Genomic DNA, 16,521 nt, shown 5'->3' on the forward strand with positions numbered 1-16,521 from the left:
TACAATATGGTTATGTCTTTGAAATGTGGCATCGTCGGCCTGCCTAACGTCGGCAAATCTACCCTCTTTAATGCGCTTACCAAGGCTGGAATCGCAGCAGAAAACTATCCTTTTTGCACGATTGAGCCCAATGTTGGCGTTGTAGAGGTTCCAGACCCTCGCTTAGCCGCCTTAGCTGAGATCGTCAAGCCCGAGCGTATTTTGCCCGCCGCAGTGGAGTTCGTGGATATTGCGGGCTTAGTAGCGGGAGCCTCTAAGGGCGAAGGTCTTGGGAATCAGTTCTTGGCCAATATCCGTGAAACTGACGCGATTACTCATGTAGTGCGTTGTTTCGAAGACCCTAATGTGATTCACGTTGCTGGCAAGATCGACCCTATTGCTGACATTGGTGTTATCGATACTGAGTTAGCGCTCTCAGATTTGGCCACAGTTGAAAAAACACTTGCTCGTTCAAGTAAAGCGGCCAAGTCTGGAAACGATAAAGAAGCTGCTGCTTTAGTTGCGGTGCTCACGAAAGTACAAGCGCATTTAGATTCCGCGCAACCAGTACGTAGTTTGAGTTTGACGGATGAGGAAAAATTATTGATTAAGCCTTTGTGTTTAATCACTGCAAAGCCTGCAATGTATGTTGCAAACGTCAAAGAAGACGGTTTTGAAAATAATCCACATCTTGAAGCGGTGAAGCAACATGCTGCCAAAGAAAAAGCACCAGTAGTGGCTGTATGCGCGGCGATTGAGGCTGAAATTGCAGATTTGGATGATGCTGATAAATCAGCTTTCTTGTCTGATTTAGGCATGGATGAACCAGGCTTGGACCGCGTTATTCGGGCTGGTTACGCGCTCTTGGGATTGCATACCTACTTTACTGCTGGCGTTAAGGAAGTGCGGGCATGGACAATTCATCAAGGTGATACGGCGCCAAAAGCAGCAGGTGTAATTCATACCGATTTTGAGCGCGGCTTTATTCGTGCACAAACCATTTCTTATGACGACTTTATTCAATTCAAGGGCGAATCAGGCGCTAAAGAAGCTGGAAAAATGCGCGCCGAAGGTAAAGAGTACGTTGTGAAGGATGGGGATGTACTCAACTTCTTATTCAACGTCTAAGATCTGAGTTAAGAAGAAAACAAAAAGCCCTGTTAAAACTAACAGGGCTTTTTTAATTTCTCCAAGACAGCTCTTGGTTGTTTCCTGGGAGTCTCTTAAGCTGATTTAAGTGCTTTTTCTAGACATTTTGAGATATCTTCATATCGCTTGAGGGCTGCCTTAGTGGGTAAGACTTCCTTTTTTCGGCCATCATCGTTTGAGGCCATTTTGATATAGCCCATAGCGATAAGATTCTTAAGACGCCCATGGAGTGTGGCTTGAGAGCCTAGCTCGGAAAGTGAAATAAGATCCCCCACTAAGATAGCTTGTTTTGCATGTGCTGCAGTAACAACTCTGTCTAGTAAACTTTTTTCAATCGCATCTAACTTTTTGCCAGGGTTAATTCGATCGAGTGCATCAATCAAATTTAAAAAACGAAGATAGGCGGATGGCTTTTCGATTGACATGAATTAAATAAACAATATTAGCTCTTAGGTGAACACCATTCTATTCCTGAATTGCAGTTGTTGCTATTGACCTCAGTCACAATAATCATTAACGCTAATACTAATGTCGAATTTTTCTTCAATGCTTATGCGTACAGGCTTGATAAATGTGCTTATTAGTGCGCTTACATATACGCTGCTTTTTTATATCAATAGCTGGATCACTAGTGAATTGGTGTTTGGCCTTGGCGTGAATTGGATTTATCTGCCAGCAGGCCTGCGACTATTTTTAACCTTGATATTTGGCTTGCCGGGAGCGTTAGGTATTGCGTTAGCTTCCGCCTTAATTAGTTATAGCGGCGAACTTTCATCGGATCTGATAATTTGCATTGGCACTGGCCTCATCTCTGGGTTTGCCCCATACCTTGCGAGGATATTTGTCTTTAGTAATGTGAAGCTAGAAGCTGATTTAAGTAATATGAATTTGCAAAAATTATTGCTTTGTATCGTGATTTACGCCTTGATGAGTGCTGGCTTGCATCAATATTGGTATGCCACTGTAGGGCTTGCAAATACCGGGAGCGTGAATCACTTTGCGGTCATGGCCATTGGCGATGTACTGGGCTCTATCTTGCTAATTGCATTGATTAAGTCCGGCTTAGATCTAATTAAGCGATTTAGAAAAATAGATCGCTAAGCGCCTTGCCTGGATCGGCGCTACGCATAAAGGCTTCGCCGACTAAAAAAGCATTTACTTGATTGCTACGCATAAGTTGCACATCATCGCGACTCAATATTCCGGATTCAGTAACCAAAATTTTATTGCTGGGAACTGAAGGCAAAAGTGACAGTGTGGTTTGCAATGTCACCTCAAAAGTTTTGAGGTTACGGTTGTTGATTCCAAGCAATGGTGTTTTTAATTCAAGCGCTTGTTCAAGTTCAGGCCCATCATGGACTTCTACCAATACATCTAAGCCTAGCTCGTGGGCGCAAGCTTCCAGCTCTTTCATTTGGTTGAGTTCAAGGCAGGCGACGATTAACAAAATCGCATCTGCACCAATCGCCCGCGCTTCATAGATTTGATAGGGGTCTATCGTAAAGTCTTTGCGTAAAACAGGAATACTGCAAGCGCTACGAGCTTCTTGAAGGTAGGCGTTACTTCCTTGGAAATAATCCACATCGGTTAATACTGACAAACAAGCTGAGCCATGTTTTTCATAGGATCTAGCAATTTCAGCGGGAATGAAGTGTTCGCGCAGAATACCCTTACTTGGACTTGCTTTTTTAATCTCAGTAATGACGCCTGCATTGCCTACTGCAATCTTTTGTTCGATAGCGCGAATAAATCCACGAGGTTTTTGCTTCGAATCTTGATTATTGGCATGAGCCATTTCACGTTGACCCGCAAGTGAAATTTTCTTTAAGTTGTTTGCAACCTCAATTTTTTTAGTCGCAACAATTTTTTCTAGGATATCGCTCATGAAACAAGAGTCATTAGAGGGTTCGTTAGGAATTACTTGGATTGGGTGGCTGCAACAAATGCATCCAGTTTTTGGCGTGCAGCGCCAGAACTGATCGCTGCTTTGGCTTTAGCGATACCACTGGCGATATCTTGCGCAATGCCCGCTACATAAAGAGTGGCGCCAGCATTTAAGCAAACGATGTCACTTGCTGGACCTGGTTTGTTATCAATTACATCAAGCACAATTTTCTTGGATTCTTCTGCGTTGGCCACTTTAAAGCTGTTTGTTGGCGCAGTGTTCAAGCCAAAATCTTTTGGATGAATTTCATACTCGCGTACAGCGCCATCTTTAAGTTCGCCAACTAAAGTTGGACCTTCGAGAGAGATTTCATCTAGACCATCGCGACCATAAACCACTAATGCATGTTCCATGCCTAGAGCTTGCAAAACCCTTGCTTGAATACCCACCAGATCTGGGTGAAATACGCCCATCAAAATACGTTTCGCGTCAGCTGGATTAGTTAGTGGTCCCAGAATATTGAAAATAGTACGCACGCCTAATTGTTTGCGAATGGGCACAACATTTTTCATTGCGGGGTGATGGTTGGGGGCAAACATGAAACCAGCGCCAACATTGGAAATGCATTTGGCAACTTGATCGGCGGATAGGGTCAAATTGACGCCCAGGGCCTCCAAAACATCAGCGCTACCGGATTTGCTGCTAACGCTGCGATTACCGTGTTTAGCAATCTTTGCACCAGCGGCTGCCGCAACAAACATTGCCGCAGTTGAGATATTAAAAGTGTGTGCGCCGTCACCGCCAGTACCCACTACGTCAACAAGATGGGATCGATCTTCCACGTTTACCGCAGTTGCGAACTCGCGCATGACTTGCGCTGCCGCTGCAATCTCACCAACAGTTTCTTTTTTGGTGCGAAGAGCAACTAATAAGCCAGCAACTAATTCAGGTGCCATTTCACCACTCATGATGAGACGCATCATATCGGTCATTTCATCGTGAAAGAGTTCGCGATGTTCGATGCAGCGTTGCAGAGCTTCTTGAGGGGTGATTGGCATAGTGCTTACTTGGGCTTCTTGATTACATTTGTAAAAAATTCTTGAGTAGGGCGTGACCATGCTCGGAAAGGATGGACTCTGGATGAAACTGAACGCCTTCAACAGCCATCTCGCGGTGTCTTACGCCCATAATCTCTTCGTCCGAAGAGGTGGCGGTGACTTCTAAGCAAGCTGGTAAGGAGCTTTTTTCAATGGCTAGCGAGTGATAACGCGTCACTTTGAATGGGTTAGGTAGGTTTTGAAAAACACCCACACCAGTGTGATGAATATCATCAGTTTTGCCGTGCATTACTTTCTGAGCGCGAACAACTTTGCCTCCAAATGCTTCGCCGATAGCTTGGTGACCAAGGCATACGCCGAGAATAGGAAGCTTGCCAGCAAATTGCTTAATGGTCTCAACAGAGATGCCGGCCTCAGTAGGGCTGCAGGGTCCAGGAGAAATGCAAATGCGCGAAGGATTTAGTTTGGCAATATCCGCAACTGCAATCTCATCATTGCGAAAGACTTTGACCTCTTCACCTAATTCTGCAAAGTACTGCACGAGGTTATAGGTAAACGAATCGTAGTTATCAATCATTAGGAGCATCAAGTCCTCCTTGTACTAAATCTGCCGCTGTGAGTACTGCACGCGCTTTGGCTTCGGTTTCTTTCCATTCGGCAGTTGGGTCTGAATCAGCAACAACACCAGCGCCCGCTTGAGAATGCAGCATGCCATCCCGAATCACGCCAGTGCGAATCGCAATTGCAACATCCATATCGCCAGAGAAGGAAAGATAGCCCACTGCGCCACCATAAACACCGCGTTTCACAATTTCCATTTCATCAATGATTTCCATTGCGCGAATCTTTGGGGCTCCAGACAGAGTGCCCGCTGGGAAAGTTGCCCTTAAAACATCCATGTTGCTCATATTGTCTAAAAGATCACCTTCAACAGAACTCACAATGTGTTGAACATGGGAATACTTTTCAATTGACATTGAATCAGTTACTTTGACGGAGCCAGTCTTCGCAATTCGTCCTACATCATTGCGTGCAAGGTCGATCAACATGACGTGTTCGGCAATTTCCTTTGGATCTGCTAAGAGTTCTTTAGCTAGGCGCTCATCTTCTTCTGGATTTGCTCCGCGAGAACGTGTGCCAGCCAGTGGGCGAATGGTCACAATCTTTTCTGCTGCACGTTTTTCCTGACGAACCAAGATCTCTGGGGATGAGCCCACAATCTGCAGATCACCAAAGTCATAAAAATACATATAAGGCGATGGATTCAGTGATCGTAAGGCCCTGTATAGAGATAGGGGTGAATCTGTAAATGGCTTGCTAATGCGTTGGCCAATAACAACCTGCATGCAGTCGCCCGCCAAAATATATTCTTTGGTTTTGCGAACCGCATCTTCAAAATCAGCCGCTTTAAATTTACGAATGAGTTCAGTTTTCGTGCTGGCTAACGATGGTGGCATGCTGACTTGTTTGCTAAGGCATGCAAGTAATTCTTTGAGACGTGTTTGCGCTTTCTCATACCCATCAGGAATGCTAGGGTCCGCATAAACAATGAAATAAATTTTCCCGGCAACGTTATCGATAACGGCCAACTCTTCAGTCAACATGAGCTGAATATCTGGCACACCTAGTTCATCAGGCAAATCATGCTTAGCTAAACGTGATTCGATGTAACGAACAGTGTCGTAGCCAAAATATCCTGCTAAGCCTCCGCAAAAGCGTGGAAGCCCTGCTTGAACCGCAACCTTGAACCTCTTGAAATACGCATCTACGAAATCCAGCGGGTTATCTGTGTTTGTTTCAACTACTTTACCGTCTGTTATCACTTCGTTTATGGGTTTAAGCGGTGTACCAACAGTGCGAACAATGGTCTTCGCAGGCAAGCCAATAAAGGAGAAGCGGCCAAAGCGCTCGCCTCCCAAAACAGACTCAAGAAGGTAAGTATTTTTGCTGCCAAACGCTTGGCTAAGTTTGACGTAGAGCGATAGTGGCGTTTCTAAATCCGCCAACACCTCTTTGACAAGGGGAATTCGATTGAACCCCTGCTTCGCTAGGGCATTGAATTCTTCGCGTTGCATTAGGCTTTTCCTGACCTTGCTAATTCAGCACGCATTTCTTTGATGACTTGCTCGTAGTTTTCTTTTCCGAATATTGCTGAGCCCGCTACAAATGTGTCGGCACCAGCATGAGCAACTTGCGCAATATTGTCGACTTTGATGCCACCGTCAACCTCGAGACGAATCTTGTGACCAGTGTCAGCTTCATGACGATCAAGTCGAGTGCGCACTTGCGTAATTTTTTGCAAAGTGCTCGGGATAAAAGATTGACCACCAAATCCGGGATTAACTGACATTAGTAAAACTAAGTCTAGTAATTCAAGAGTGTGATCTAGGTGATCAAGTGGCGTAGCTGGATTTAAAACAAGACCAGCTTGACAGCCTTGATCACGAATCAAATTTAATGTGCGATTCACATGCGGACTTGCTTCTGGATGAAAGCTAATCAAGTTCGCACCAGCTTTGGCAAAGTCTGGAATGATGCGATCAACTGGCTCAACCATGAGGTGGACATCGATTACTGCAGGCACGCCATTTTTCTTGGCGTAAGGGCGAATAGCCTCACAAACCAAGGGGCCAATAGTGAGGTTGGGAACATAGTGGTTATCCATCACATCAAAGTGAATCCAGTCAGCGCCCGCCACTAGGACATCCTGGACTTCTTTGCCCAGGCAGGCAAAGTTAGCCGACAAAATGGAGGGGGCAATGACAAATTGAGGATTTGGTGATGTTTTTTGGCTTTCCATCCCTAGATTCTAGCTTGCAGTTGGCCTTAGGATGGAGCAGAATTCCATCATGAATCCTCATGAAATCAGCATTACGGTCAAGACGCAGTACCTTCCAGACCAATCTGACCCAGATAATCGCCAATTTGCCTTTGCCTATACGATCACCATTCGCAACACGGGATCGGCCAGTATTCAGCTCATAGCCCGTCATTGGTTCATTACGGATGGGGATAACGATGTGCAGGAGGTAAAGGGTCTAGGGGTAGTAGGACAGCAGCCTTTATTGCGCTCAGGGGAGCATTTTGAGTACACCAGTTGGGCTACCCTCCCAACTCCTGCAGGAACTATGCGTGGCGAGTATTTTTGCGTTACGGAAGATGCCCAGTTTTTTCAGGCGCCCATCCCAGAATTTGCCTTGGTAATGCCACGGACACTACATTAAGGCGATTCACTATCCAGTAAGGCTATGCGGTAATAGAGCCCAGTAATTATTTTTTGCCTTTACCAGTCCATAGGACAATAAACAACAAAAGTCCTAGCGCGATAGCGCCTTCAATGACAAACAGTAGCATTGGGTATTCATCAAGTAAATTGGCAATCATGATTTCGAAATATAAATGGTCTCAAGTAAGTGTAGTCGCAATTTTCACTATTTCGACTGTTGCCTTACTAACTGCATGTTCAACTCCACCGACGCGCGGAACGGGATATCGATCAAGTAGCTCAGGAGTAGCTCCTTCAGCTTACAGTTCATCCATTGCAAACTTTAGTTCTGTCTCATGGCAGGCAATTCCAGGGTGGCAGGATGATGAGTTAGTACAAGCATGGCCAGCCTGGCAAAAAAGTTGTGAGGGTTTGCTCAAGCGCAGTTCACGAAATGGCGATGTTAATTGGCGCCAGGTGTGTACTCAGGCTGGAAACCTCTCTAGCCGTGATTCCCAAGCCATTCGCAGATATTTTGAAAATAACTTTCAAGCATACGAAGTCCGAAATAATTCTGGGGCTGATACAGGCTTGATTACTGGTTATTACGAACCAGTGATGAATGGATCTCAAACTAAAACCAGCACATATAGTGTGCCGCTCTATGCTTATCCCGCTGCTTGGAAAAAATCTAAACCAAATCTTGGCCCTACTCGCGCTGAATTAATAAGCTCAGGAGTGCTTAAAGGTTCTGAAATTGCTTGGGTTCAGGATCCTGTTGCTGCAGCCTTTATGCAAATTCAGGGTTCTGGAAAAATTCGTCTTGAAGATGGGCGTGTGATGCGCTTGGGTTTTGCGGGAACGAATGAGCAACCTTTCAAATCTTTTGCGCAATGGTTGCTAGATCGTAAAGAAATCACGCGAAGTGAAGCAACGATGCAAGGAATTTCACAGTGGGCTAAACGCAATCCAGATCGCGTTAACGAAATGCTTAATGCCAACCCACGTTTTGTCTTTTTCAAAGAATTGCCTAGTAATGTGGATGCTGATTTAGGCCCTACTGGTGCATTGGGTGTTCCATTAACAGGCGAGCGTAGTATCGCAATCGATTTGCAAGCAATGCCACTGGGTGCGCCAGTGTTTCTGGCAACAACGCGACCCTTGAGTAATCAGCCACTTCAGAAGTTGGTTTTTGCGCAAGATACTGGTAAAGCCATTGTCGGCGGTGTGCGAGCCGATTACTATTGGGGTTCAGGTGATGCTGCAGGTGAAGCAGCTGGAAGAATGAAGCAGAATGGCAGGGTGTGGTTGTTATTGCCCCGGTAATGCGGCAATCCAAAAAAGATAAACAGAAACTAGAAAGTAGAAAGAAGTCGATGAGCTACCAAACAATTTTGACTGAAGTAGATGGCAAGGTTGCCACCATTACATTGAATCGCCCTGATGTATTAAATGCACTGAATGATCAATTGATGGATGAGCTTGGCGAAGCCTTGCTGAAGTTTGATGCGGACGACAACATTGGTTGCATCATTGTCACGGGTAGTGAAAAGGCGTTTGCTGCGGGCGCGGATATCGCTTCAATGGCAAAGCGCAGCTTGCAAGATGTGTATCGACATAATTTTATTTCTCGTAATTGGGGGCACATGCAGAAAGTACGCAAGCCTGTGATCGCGGCGGTTTCTGGATATGCATTAGGTGGTGGTTGTGAATTGGCAATGATGTGCGACACGATCATGGCTGCTGATAACGCCAAATTTGCGCAACCTGAAATCAAATTAGGCATTATTCCTGGCGCTGGCGGAACACAACGTCTTCCCCGTGCAGTATCAAAAGCAAAGGCAATGGACTTGGCTTTAACAGGGCGAATGATGGATGCTGCTGAAGCTGAGCGTGCTGGTTTGGTATCGCGAATATTCCCAAAAGCGGATTTGCTTAAAGAAGTCAAAGCAATTGCTAAAGATATTGCCGATATGCCTTTACTAACAACGATGATGGTTAAAGAAGCTGTCAATACAGCTTACGAGACAACCCTGTCGCAAGGGATTCATTTTGAGCGTCGCCTGTTTCATGCATGCTTTGGAACTAATGATCAAAAAGAAGGTATGGCTGCCTTTATGGAAAAGCGCCCTGCTAAATTCACAAATTCTTGATGCTGAATTTAAAGCTACTTAGCTTTTCTCTAAAAAGCGTTGAGCTAATTTGACCCAGTAGTTCACCCCTACTGGGATCAAAGCGTCATTAAAGTCATAGGATGGGTTATGTAGATGGCATGGACCCATGCCATGACCAGTCGATCGATGATCGCCATCTCCGTTACCCAAAAAGACATAGCAGCCCGGTTTCTCTAACAACATAAAGGCGAAGTCTTCCGCGCCCATAGTGGGGTCAATCGATGTGTTGACATTTTGTTTGCCTACTAACTCACTCATCACTTGACTCGCAAATTCCACTTCATTTGCATGGTTGATCAGAGGGGGATAGTTTCTAGAAAAGGTAATTTCAGCTTGGCAGTCAAATGCACCTGCAACACTATGAGCAACCTCTCTTAAGCGTTGCTCGATTAGATCAAGCACCTCTAGGGTAAAGGTGCGTACAGTGCCACCAATAAAAGCGCTGTCTGGAATAACGTTACTGGTTTCGCCCGCATGAAATTGCGTTACTGAAAGTACTGCAGCATCTACAGGACGTTTGTTGCGAGTAATAATGCTTTGCAGAGCTAATACCACTTGCGCTCCAGCCAGTACTGGATCAGCACTGTTATGGGGAAGTGCCGCATGGCCACCTCTACCGGTGACGGTAATCTCAAAAGCATTGCTTGATGCCATCATCGGGCCGGGCGTCACTCCAAAATCACCTTCAGCTAAACCGGGCCAGTTATGTAATCCAAATACAGCATCACAAGGAAATTGCTCAAATAAACCATCTTTGATCATTTCACGGGCACCAGCGCCGCCTTCTTCGGCTGGCTGAAAAATAAAAATCACGCTACCTTTGAAATCTCGATGATTCGATAGATATTGCGCAGCTCCTAAGAGCATGGCAGTGTGACCATCGTGACCACAGGCGTGCATCTTTCCAGGATTGCGTGAGGTGTGTGCAAAATTATTGTGCTCTTGTAAGGGTAGTGCATCCATGTCAGCGCGCAAGCCAATCATCTTGCCGGGGCCTAAGTCTCCATCGAGTCGCCCAACGACACCTGTTTTGCCCATTCCCCTGAATACGCTGATGCCCCAACTAGAGAGAGCTTCCGCAACGAGATCGGCGGTGCGATTTTCCTCAAAGCGCAGCTCTGGATGCGCATGAATGTTGCGCCGAATTTCTTGTATTTCTGGCGCGGACTCAATTATTTCTGGAATTAAATGCATTGCTTCATCTTATCCGAAACTGAATTGAAGTGCATCCCAAACGTGGGTATACATGAATATTTCGAGTTTATTCAGCTGGTAACTGAATATGCTGCGCAGCAAACTTCAGCGCTTCAAGTGAATAGGGTTGGTTACTCAATTTTTGAATGTTCGTTGGTAGATTAGGTATCAATCCTAAGAAGGGCGCACTGATTCGAGATTGAAGCGTTTCAATATTCTCACTTAATAAACCCATCTCTTGATCCAATGTGTTTGCAATCCAAGCCGCAATAACAAGCTTGCGCGCGCGAATAGCTTCGATGGTAAGTAGCGCATGGTTGATGCATCCCAGTTTCATACCAACAACTAAGATGACTGGCAGCTGAATTTGTTGAGCAAAATCACCCAAGTTCATTTGATCATTCAGTGGAACAAGAAAGCCACCGGCACCCTCGACTACAACGCAGCCTTTTTCCCGTTGCAGATCTTTATATGCCTTCAGCATGGTCTCGAGTTCAAGACGAATGCCTTTCCTTTTTGCAGCCAAATGCGGCGCTGCTGGAGTATCTAGAACATAAGGACAGAGACTCAATTGTCCTTGTTGTAGATTCGAAGCAATTCGTAAAGTTTCAAGATCTTCATTTAGAGGTTGACCATTCTGCCCTGGGTAAGTGCCGGCAACTACCGGCTTAAACCCGACGACTTGTTTGTCTAATTCTCGTAACTTCAGAATTAAGGCGCCACTTACTAAGGTTTTTCCAACTTCAGTATCTGTGCCGGTAACAAAAAATCCAGGTAATGTACTCATCAATGGGTTTTCTCAAGTACGCGTTGTTCGATCAAATTCAGCGTGTTGATGAGTGCGCGCAGATCATCCTCGCTATGATTTGCTGAGAAAGTAATACGTAAGCGTGAGCTACCAATCGGAACGGTGGGTGGTCTGATGGCTGGAATCCAATAGCCTGCCTCATCTAATAGCTTTGCAGCCATTAGGGCGTCTGCATTGCTGCCTAAGATGATTGGCTGAATCGGCGTGCAAGAGAGCACTTTTTCCCATTTGGAGAACTTCATCTCTGATTGCCAAATAGTAATCAATCGATTTAAGTGGGCGCGACGTTGAGCGCCTTCTTCAGAATCAATAATTTTCAGGCTTTGCAGTAAGGCATGCGCAATTGCTGGAGGGGTGGCGGTACTGTAAATATAAGGTCGACCCTTTTGAATGAGCCATTCAATAAAAGTATTTTCTGCGCAGATAAATGCACCGCTTACTCCGGCTGCTTTACCTAAAGTCCCAATATAAATAATGCGGTCAGAGCAAATTTGCTCTTGCTCTAAAACACCATGCCCATGTTTGCCTAGCACTCCAAAGCCATGAGCGTCATCTACCAATAGAAGCGCATCGCATTGCTCAGCAATATTGAGTAATTTTTTTACAGGTGCTAGATCGCCGTCCATACTAAAAACAGCATCCGTCACAATGAGTTTGAGCGCTTTGGTATCTTTTTGCAGATCCGTAAGCAAGAGCTCAGGTTGAGTGTGATCAAAGAGTGTGACGCTGGCGTTGTTTTGAGCGCTCGCTAAACGAACGCCATCAATTAATGAGGCATGATTTAGTTTGGCAGAATAAATGCTGACTTCACCTCGCGGAGCAAGTCTTGCTAGACCAGTAATAGCAGTCAGATTAGCAAGATATCCCGTGCTGAAAAATAATGCGCGGGCATTGGGGATATGGTCTGCTTGAAATGCCGCCAACTGTTTTTCTAGTGATTCATGTGCAGCGCTATGGCCGCTGATTAAGTGGGATGCGCCGCTACCAACCCCATATTTACGAGCCCCTTCTACTAGGGCTTCTGTGATTCTGGGGTGATTGGCTAGCCCTAAGTAATCATTGCTACAAAAAGCTTTTAGTTCACGATCACCAACCAATGCCTTGGTGTCACAAGGGGTTTCAGTAATGCGTAATTTACGCTTCAGTAATTGCAGATCTAAGTCCACAATTTGTTCTTCGGCTAGCGTTAATGCTTTGAATCGATTCACTGGAGATTGACTCATGCAAGCGCCTTATCTAGGGCCCTCTTTACTGACTGCCCCATGGCTTGAGTTTCTTCCGAAGAAAGAATGTAAGGCGGCATTACGTAAATAGTATTTCCAATTGGTCGAATGAGAATGCCCTCGGACAAGCTCTTTGCAAACATCTCCCGAGGAAATGCATTTGGATTTTTTAAAGAGGATGGTTTGACATCAAATGCCAATACCATCCCTTGTTGACGCCAATGCTCAATTCTCGAATCAGTCTTGGCCCATTCGAAAGCTGATGCTAGTTCTTGTGAGCGAATTTTATTTCGCTCAAGCACGTTCTCTGATTCAAAAATTTCTAAGCAAGCTAAAGCTGCTACGCAAGCAAGAGGATTGCCAGTGTAAGAATGCGAATGCAGGAAACCATGCTGAACTTGATCTTGATAAAACGCTTGGTAAATTTTGTCTGTCGTCATGCAAAGCGAAAGCGGTAGATAGCCACCGCTGATTCCTTTGGAGAGCGTCAGAAAATCTGGCCAAATATCCGCATGTTCACAAGCGAAGAATTTGCCGCTACGCCCACAACCTACGGCGATTTCATCGGCAATCAAATGCACTTCATATTGATCGCATAAGCTTCTTACAAGGCGAATATACTCTGGTGAATACATGACCATCTGACCAGCACATTGCACTAGGGGCTCGACAATAATTGCTGCAATATTTTCATGTTCTTTTTCAAATAGCTCTTGTAGTTTCTGTGCTGCATCTTTTGCAACGTCTTCAGCACTCATTCCGTTTTTTGCTTTGCGTGTATCAGGAGATGGCGCAGTAAAAACATTTTGCAAAAGTGATCCATAGGCTTCACGAAAAATAGCGACATCAGTTACTGCTAGTGCACCTAATGTTTCTCCGTGGTAGCCATTTTCAAGACAAACAAATTTCTTTTTGCTTGGTTTGTCGTTGTGTTGCCAGTAGTGATGGCTCATCTTGAGTGCAATCTCGACAGCGGAAGCGCCATCCGATGCATAAAACACATGTCCTAAGTGATGATGAGCGAGTGCAGACAGTTTTTCTGAGAGTTCAACAACAGGCTGGTGAGTAAAACCTGCGAGCATCACATGCTCAATTTTTTCTAGTTGCGCATGAATAGCTTGGTTGATGCGAGGGTTGGAGTGCCCAAATAAGTTTGTCCACCAAGAGCTGATGCAATCCAGAAGCGCATTTCCCTGCTCGTCATAGAGCCAAGCCCCTTTTCCCTTGGTAATGGCGATCAATGGAAAGGATTCATGTTGCTTCATTTGGGTGCAGGGGTGCCAAACGGCTGCCAGGCTGCGGTCAATGAGGGTGGGTTGATTTGGATCAGAAATAACCTTCATATTCGATATTTGACCACTAGTTTTTCCTAATTTCGGCTTCCATCTGTTATGTTTATGCCTGAGATTCACCTATTTTCTGGAATTTACCCATGTTGGACGCCCAAACTGTAGAAAAACCCCTCACTCAGATCAAATCCAAGGCGGATTTGCGTAAAGAGCTTGATGCGGAAGGTGAGTGGTCACTAACTCAGGTGGAGGCTTTGTTTGCCTTACCTTTCAATGAGTTAATGCTTAAAGCCCAGGAAACTCATAAGACCTATTTTCCTGAGGGTGATGTGGAATTGGCAACCCTCTTATCGATTAAGACTGGCGGGTGTCCCGAAGATTGCGGTTATTGCCCGCAAGCAGCTCGTTATGACACCGATGTGAAGGCTGAAAAGTTAATGGGCTTAGAGGAGGTTTTGGAAGCCGCTAAAGCAGCTAAAGCAGCAGGCTCTAATCGTTTTTGTATGGGTGCCGCATGGCGTGAACCCAAAGATCGCGATATTGAAAAAGTGACTGCGATGATTAAAGGTGTCAAGGCATTAGGTCTTGAAACTTGCGCCACTTTAGGAATGTTGGAGGCCGATCAAGCTAAAGCATTGTCAGAAGCAGGCCTCGATTTTTATAATCACAACCTCGATACAAGTGAAGATTTTTATCGTTCAGTTATTTCTACTCGTGGTTATCAAGATCGCTTAGATACGATTTCAAATGTGCGCTCAGCAGGTATGTCTGTATGTTGTGGCGGTATCGTTGGTATGGGTGAATCTCGTGAGCAACGCGCTGCATTTTTGACGCGCTTAGCGAACTTAAGTCCATATCCAGAATCTGTTCCAATTAATCATTTAGTCCCGGTTACAGGCACGCCATTGGCAGATCAAAAACCATTAGATCCATTGGAATTTGTAAGAACGATTGCTGTTGCACGCATCACAATGCCTAAAGCACGGGTGCGTTTATCAGCTGGTCGCCAAGAGCTCGGAAGAGCTGTTCAGGCTATGTGTTTCTTGGCTGGTGCGAACTCTATTTTTTATGGTGAGCAACTACTCACTACCGGCAATCCTGAAGCAGAACAAGACCGTGCGCTCTTGGCGGAACTTGGTTTAAAGACAAAGCAAAGCTGTAAAGCAGAGGTTTTGGTTTAACTTATTTTTTAGCCAATGACGCCTATTGATCGTCTGATTATTGAGTTTGATACCGCCCTGCGGTCAGTTGTTGGTGGTGCAAATGCAGATCGACCAACACCAAACTTTCAGTCAAATACAAAGCATTCTCTTGATGCTGCTGAGCGTAAACATGCGGCTGGATTGATGCGCGTAAATCATGTTGGTGAAGTTTGCGCGCAAGCACTTTATCAATCGCAAAAATTGGTAGCGCGTGATCCTCAAATTAGAGAAATGCTAGAGCATTCTGCGCAAGAAGAAATGGATCATTTGGCATGGTGCGAAACTCGTCTTAAAGAATTAGATTCACATACAAGTTATCTCAATCCATTTTGGTATGCGGGGTCTTTTGCGATTGGTTTGTTAGCTGGTTTAGCTGGAGATAAATGGAGTTTAGGATTTGTTGCTGAAACAGAAAAACAAGTTGAGGCACATCTTGAAAACCATCTTGAGAAATTGCCAATTGACGATCAGCGTTCTCGCGCAATCGTTGATCAAATGCGCATCGATGAGATTGAGCATGGACAAGCCGCTTTGCATGCTGGCGGCGCCACTCTTCCTGAGCCAATCCAGAAAATCATGCAAACAATTTCAAAAGTGATGACGACAACCGCTTACAAAATCTAGTAATAAAAATTCGGATTTAAATTTTTAGAAAATTTATTGATTAATTTATTTAATACTGGACATAAATACAGTATTTTTTAGATTATTAGGTCATATATCTAAGATATTGTCTTAAGTATATTTTCCAAGCCATTGTTTTAAGTAGCTATTTTATTGCCATCATTTTATTAACATACGACGCTAAGTGTCTGTAAACATTAGAGAAATTCCTAAGAAAATCCCCAAAAACACTTGACCCTAATATGCCGATCCTCTAAAGTGGGAGGAAGTGTGAAAAAGTGGGGTAAATGGTGTTTCAAGGCGCGTCAGCTCTTAATTTAGATGCAAAAGGTCGGATGTCGATTCCGGCAAAGCATCGTGACGCCCTTTTGGTGCAGGGCGAGGGCCGAGTAACGCTCACTAAACACCCTGATGGCTGCTTATTGCTTTTTCCAAGGCCAGAGTGGGAGAGCTTTCGATCTAGAGTTGCTCAACTCCCAATGGATGCGCATTGGTGGCGCCGAATTTTCTTAGGTAATGCCGCTGAGATTGACCTTGATAGTGCTGGTCGAGTTTTAGTAAGTCCAGAGTTGCGTGCTGCCGCAGGAATTGAAAAAGAAGTGATCTTGCTCGGTATGGGTAGTCACTTGGAGTTATGGGATGCAGCAACCTATGCTGCAAAAGAACAGGCTGCGATTGCACAAGGCATGCCTGAAGCACTCAAGCAATTTAATTTTTGATGACGGGGTGCT

18 protein-coding genes are annotated in these 16,521 nt (G+C 45.0%); 8 read left to right on the plus strand and 10 right to left on the minus strand.

Annotated features, from left to right (window positions below; genetic code table 11):
- Nucleotides 1-12 precede the first annotated feature (12 nt).
- Nucleotides 13-1,107 (plus strand): redox-regulated ATPase YchF, encoded by a 1,095-nt coding sequence (ychF, locus tag DCO17_RS00750; RefSeq protein WP_173954923.1) that lies wholly within the window; start codon nucleotides 13-15, stop codon nucleotides 1,105-1,107.
- A gap of 95 nt (nucleotides 1,108-1,202) precedes the next feature.
- Here the strand turns inward: ychF and DCO17_RS00755 are convergent, their stop codons facing one another.
- Complete coding sequence (locus tag DCO17_RS00755) at nucleotides 1,203-1,553, minus strand: winged helix DNA-binding protein (RefSeq protein WP_173954924.1); 351 nt, start codon at nucleotides 1,551-1,553, stop codon at nucleotides 1,203-1,205.
- A 103-nt stretch (nucleotides 1,554-1,656) separates the two neighbouring features.
- Here DCO17_RS00755 and DCO17_RS00760 point away from each other — a divergent pair, with 103 nt between their 5' ends.
- A complete protein-coding gene (locus DCO17_RS00760) occupies nucleotides 1,657-2,229 on the plus strand; it encodes a hypothetical protein (RefSeq protein WP_254598779.1) in 573 nt (190 codons plus the stop codon).
- Here the strand turns inward: DCO17_RS00760 and trpC are convergent.
- From trpC to rpe, 5 genes are read right to left on the minus strand one after another with little or no spacing between them, the layout of a single operon-like run.
- The gene (gene trpC / locus DCO17_RS00765; protein WP_173954925.1) at nucleotides 2,210-3,013 is read right to left on the minus strand and encodes an indole-3-glycerol phosphate synthase TrpC; all 804 of its coding nucleotides are present in this window, start codon (nucleotides 3,011-3,013) and stop codon (nucleotides 2,210-2,212) included. The genes DCO17_RS00760 and trpC overlap by 20 nt on opposite strands.
- Before the next feature lie 32 nt (nucleotides 3,014-3,045).
- Nucleotides 3,046-4,071, minus strand: coding sequence for an anthranilate phosphoribosyltransferase (trpD, locus tag DCO17_RS00770; RefSeq protein WP_173954926.1), 1,026 nt, complete (start codon nucleotides 4,069-4,071; stop codon nucleotides 3,046-3,048).
- 22 nt (nucleotides 4,072-4,093) lie between these two features.
- Nucleotides 4,094-4,657, minus strand: coding sequence for an anthranilate synthase component II (locus tag DCO17_RS00775; protein ID WP_173954927.1), 564 nt, complete (start codon nucleotides 4,655-4,657; stop codon nucleotides 4,094-4,096).
- Complete coding sequence (trpE, locus tag DCO17_RS00780; protein ID WP_173954928.1) at nucleotides 4,641-6,146, minus strand: anthranilate synthase component I; 1,506 nt, start codon at nucleotides 6,144-6,146, stop codon at nucleotides 4,641-4,643. The genes DCO17_RS00775 and trpE overlap by 17 nt, the downstream gene beginning before the upstream one ends.
- Nucleotides 6,146-6,871 (minus strand): ribulose-phosphate 3-epimerase, encoded by a 726-nt coding sequence (gene rpe, locus DCO17_RS00785; protein WP_173954929.1) that lies wholly within the window; start codon nucleotides 6,869-6,871, stop codon nucleotides 6,146-6,148. Before rpe ends, trpE begins: the two co-directional genes overlap by 1 nt.
- A 49-nt stretch (nucleotides 6,872-6,920) precedes the next feature.
- On the opposite strand from rpe, the gene apaG reads away from it, so the two are divergent.
- From apaG to DCO17_RS00800, 3 genes are all read left to right on the plus strand, one after another.
- Nucleotides 6,921-7,295 carry a Co2+/Mg2+ efflux facilitator ApaG/CorD gene (gene apaG, locus DCO17_RS00790; protein WP_173954930.1) on the plus strand — a complete coding sequence of 125 codons (375 nt, stop codon included), beginning with the start codon at nucleotides 6,921-6,923 and terminating at the stop codon, nucleotides 7,293-7,295.
- 158 nt (nucleotides 7,296-7,453) lie between these two features.
- Nucleotides 7,454-8,602, plus strand: coding sequence for a murein transglycosylase A (gene mltA, locus DCO17_RS00795; protein ID WP_173954931.1), 1,149 nt, complete (start codon nucleotides 7,454-7,456; stop codon nucleotides 8,600-8,602).
- A 50-nt stretch (nucleotides 8,603-8,652) separates the two neighbouring features.
- On the plus strand, nucleotides 8,653-9,429 hold the full coding sequence (locus tag DCO17_RS00800) for an enoyl-CoA hydratase (protein WP_173954932.1): 777 nt from the start codon (nucleotides 8,653-8,655) through the stop codon (nucleotides 9,427-9,429).
- Nucleotides 9,430-9,447: 18 nt separating this feature from the next.
- Here the strand turns inward: DCO17_RS00800 and DCO17_RS00805 are convergent, their stop codons facing one another.
- The 4 genes from DCO17_RS00805 to bioA form a co-directional block, all read right to left on the minus strand.
- The gene (locus tag DCO17_RS00805) at nucleotides 9,448-10,644 is read right to left on the minus strand and encodes a M20 aminoacylase family protein (RefSeq protein WP_173954933.1); all 1,197 of its coding nucleotides are present in this window, start codon (nucleotides 10,642-10,644) and stop codon (nucleotides 9,448-9,450) included.
- 67 nt (nucleotides 10,645-10,711) lie between these two features.
- Nucleotides 10,712-11,431, minus strand: a complete 720-nt coding sequence (gene bioD, locus DCO17_RS00810; protein ID WP_173954934.1) for a dethiobiotin synthase — start codon at nucleotides 11,429-11,431, stop codon at nucleotides 10,712-10,714.
- Entirely contained in the window at nucleotides 11,431-12,675 is a 1,245-nt protein-coding gene (locus DCO17_RS00815) for an 8-amino-7-oxononanoate synthase (protein ID WP_173954935.1), read from the minus strand. The genes bioD and DCO17_RS00815 overlap by 1 nt, the downstream gene beginning before the upstream one ends.
- Entirely contained in the window at nucleotides 12,672-14,018 is a 1,347-nt protein-coding gene (gene bioA / locus DCO17_RS00820; RefSeq protein ID WP_173954936.1) for an adenosylmethionine--8-amino-7-oxononanoate transaminase, read from the minus strand. The genes DCO17_RS00815 and bioA overlap by 4 nt, the downstream gene beginning before the upstream one ends.
- An 89-nt stretch (nucleotides 14,019-14,107) precedes the next feature.
- Between bioA and bioB the strand changes: the two genes are divergently transcribed.
- The 3 genes from bioB (at nucleotide 14,108) to mraZ (ending at nucleotide 16,509) form a co-directional block, all read left to right on the plus strand.
- Nucleotides 14,108-15,145 (plus strand): biotin synthase BioB, encoded by a 1,038-nt coding sequence (bioB, locus tag DCO17_RS00825; RefSeq protein ID WP_173954937.1) that lies wholly within the window; start codon nucleotides 14,108-14,110, stop codon nucleotides 15,143-15,145.
- Nucleotides 15,146-15,160: 15 nt separating this feature from the next.
- The gene (coq7, locus tag DCO17_RS00830; protein ID WP_173954938.1) at nucleotides 15,161-15,790 is read left to right on the plus strand and encodes a 2-polyprenyl-3-methyl-6-methoxy-1,4-benzoquinone monooxygenase; all 630 of its coding nucleotides are present in this window, start codon (nucleotides 15,161-15,163) and stop codon (nucleotides 15,788-15,790) included.
- 290 nt (nucleotides 15,791-16,080) lie between these two features.
- Nucleotides 16,081-16,509 carry a division/cell wall cluster transcriptional repressor MraZ gene (gene mraZ, locus DCO17_RS00835; RefSeq protein ID WP_173956651.1) on the plus strand — a complete coding sequence of 143 codons (429 nt, stop codon included), beginning with the start codon at nucleotides 16,081-16,083 and terminating at the stop codon, nucleotides 16,507-16,509.
- Nucleotides 16,510-16,521 lie beyond the last annotated feature (12 nt).

The organism is Polynucleobacter tropicus, from assembly GCF_013307225.1.
GTDB classification, from domain to species: domain Bacteria; phylum Pseudomonadota; class Gammaproteobacteria; order Burkholderiales; family Burkholderiaceae; genus Polynucleobacter; species Polynucleobacter tropicus.

Coding starts and splice junctions, on each gene's coding strand:
- ychF (WP_173954923.1), top strand. CDS start 13: ATGTCTTTGAAATGTGGCATCGTCGGCCTGCCTAACGTCGGCAAATCT.
- DCO17_RS00755 (WP_173954924.1), bottom strand. CDS start 1,553: ATGTCAATCGAAAAGCCATCCGCCTATCTTCGTTTTTTAAATTTGATT.
- DCO17_RS00760 (WP_254598779.1), top strand. CDS start 1,657: ATGTCGAATTTTTCTTCAATGCTTATGCGTACAGGCTTGATAAATGTG.
- trpC (WP_173954925.1), bottom strand. CDS start 3,013: ATGAGCGATATCCTAGAAAAAATTGTTGCGACTAAAAAAATTGAGGTT.
- trpD (WP_173954926.1), bottom strand. CDS start 4,071: ATGCCAATCACCCCTCAAGAAGCTCTGCAACGCTGCATCGAACATCGC.
- DCO17_RS00775 (WP_173954927.1), bottom strand. CDS start 4,657: ATGCTCCTAATGATTGATAACTACGATTCGTTTACCTATAACCTCGTG.
- trpE (WP_173954928.1), bottom strand. CDS start 6,146: ATGCAACGCGAAGAATTCAATGCCCTAGCGAAGCAGGGGTTCAATCGA.
- rpe (WP_173954929.1), bottom strand. CDS start 6,871: ATGGAAAGCCAAAAAACATCACCAAATCCTCAATTTGTCATTGCCCCC.
- apaG (WP_173954930.1), top strand. CDS start 6,921: ATGAATCCTCATGAAATCAGCATTACGGTCAAGACGCAGTACCTTCCA.
- mltA (WP_173954931.1), top strand. CDS start 7,454: ATGATTTCGAAATATAAATGGTCTCAAGTAAGTGTAGTCGCAATTTTC.
- DCO17_RS00800 (WP_173954932.1), top strand. CDS start 8,653: ATGAGCTACCAAACAATTTTGACTGAAGTAGATGGCAAGGTTGCCACC.
- DCO17_RS00805 (WP_173954933.1), bottom strand. CDS start 10,644: ATGCATTTAATTCCAGAAATAATTGAGTCCGCGCCAGAAATACAAGAA.
- bioD (WP_173954934.1), bottom strand. CDS start 11,431: ATGAGTACATTACCTGGATTTTTTGTTACCGGCACAGATACTGAAGTT.
- DCO17_RS00815 (WP_173954935.1), bottom strand. CDS start 12,675: ATGAGTCAATCTCCAGTGAATCGATTCAAAGCATTAACGCTAGCCGAA.
- bioA (WP_173954936.1), bottom strand. CDS start 14,018: ATGAAGGTTATTTCTGATCCAAATCAACCCACCCTCATTGACCGCAGC.
- bioB (WP_173954937.1), top strand. CDS start 14,108: ATGTTGGACGCCCAAACTGTAGAAAAACCCCTCACTCAGATCAAATCC.
- coq7 (WP_173954938.1), top strand. CDS start 15,161: ATGACGCCTATTGATCGTCTGATTATTGAGTTTGATACCGCCCTGCGG.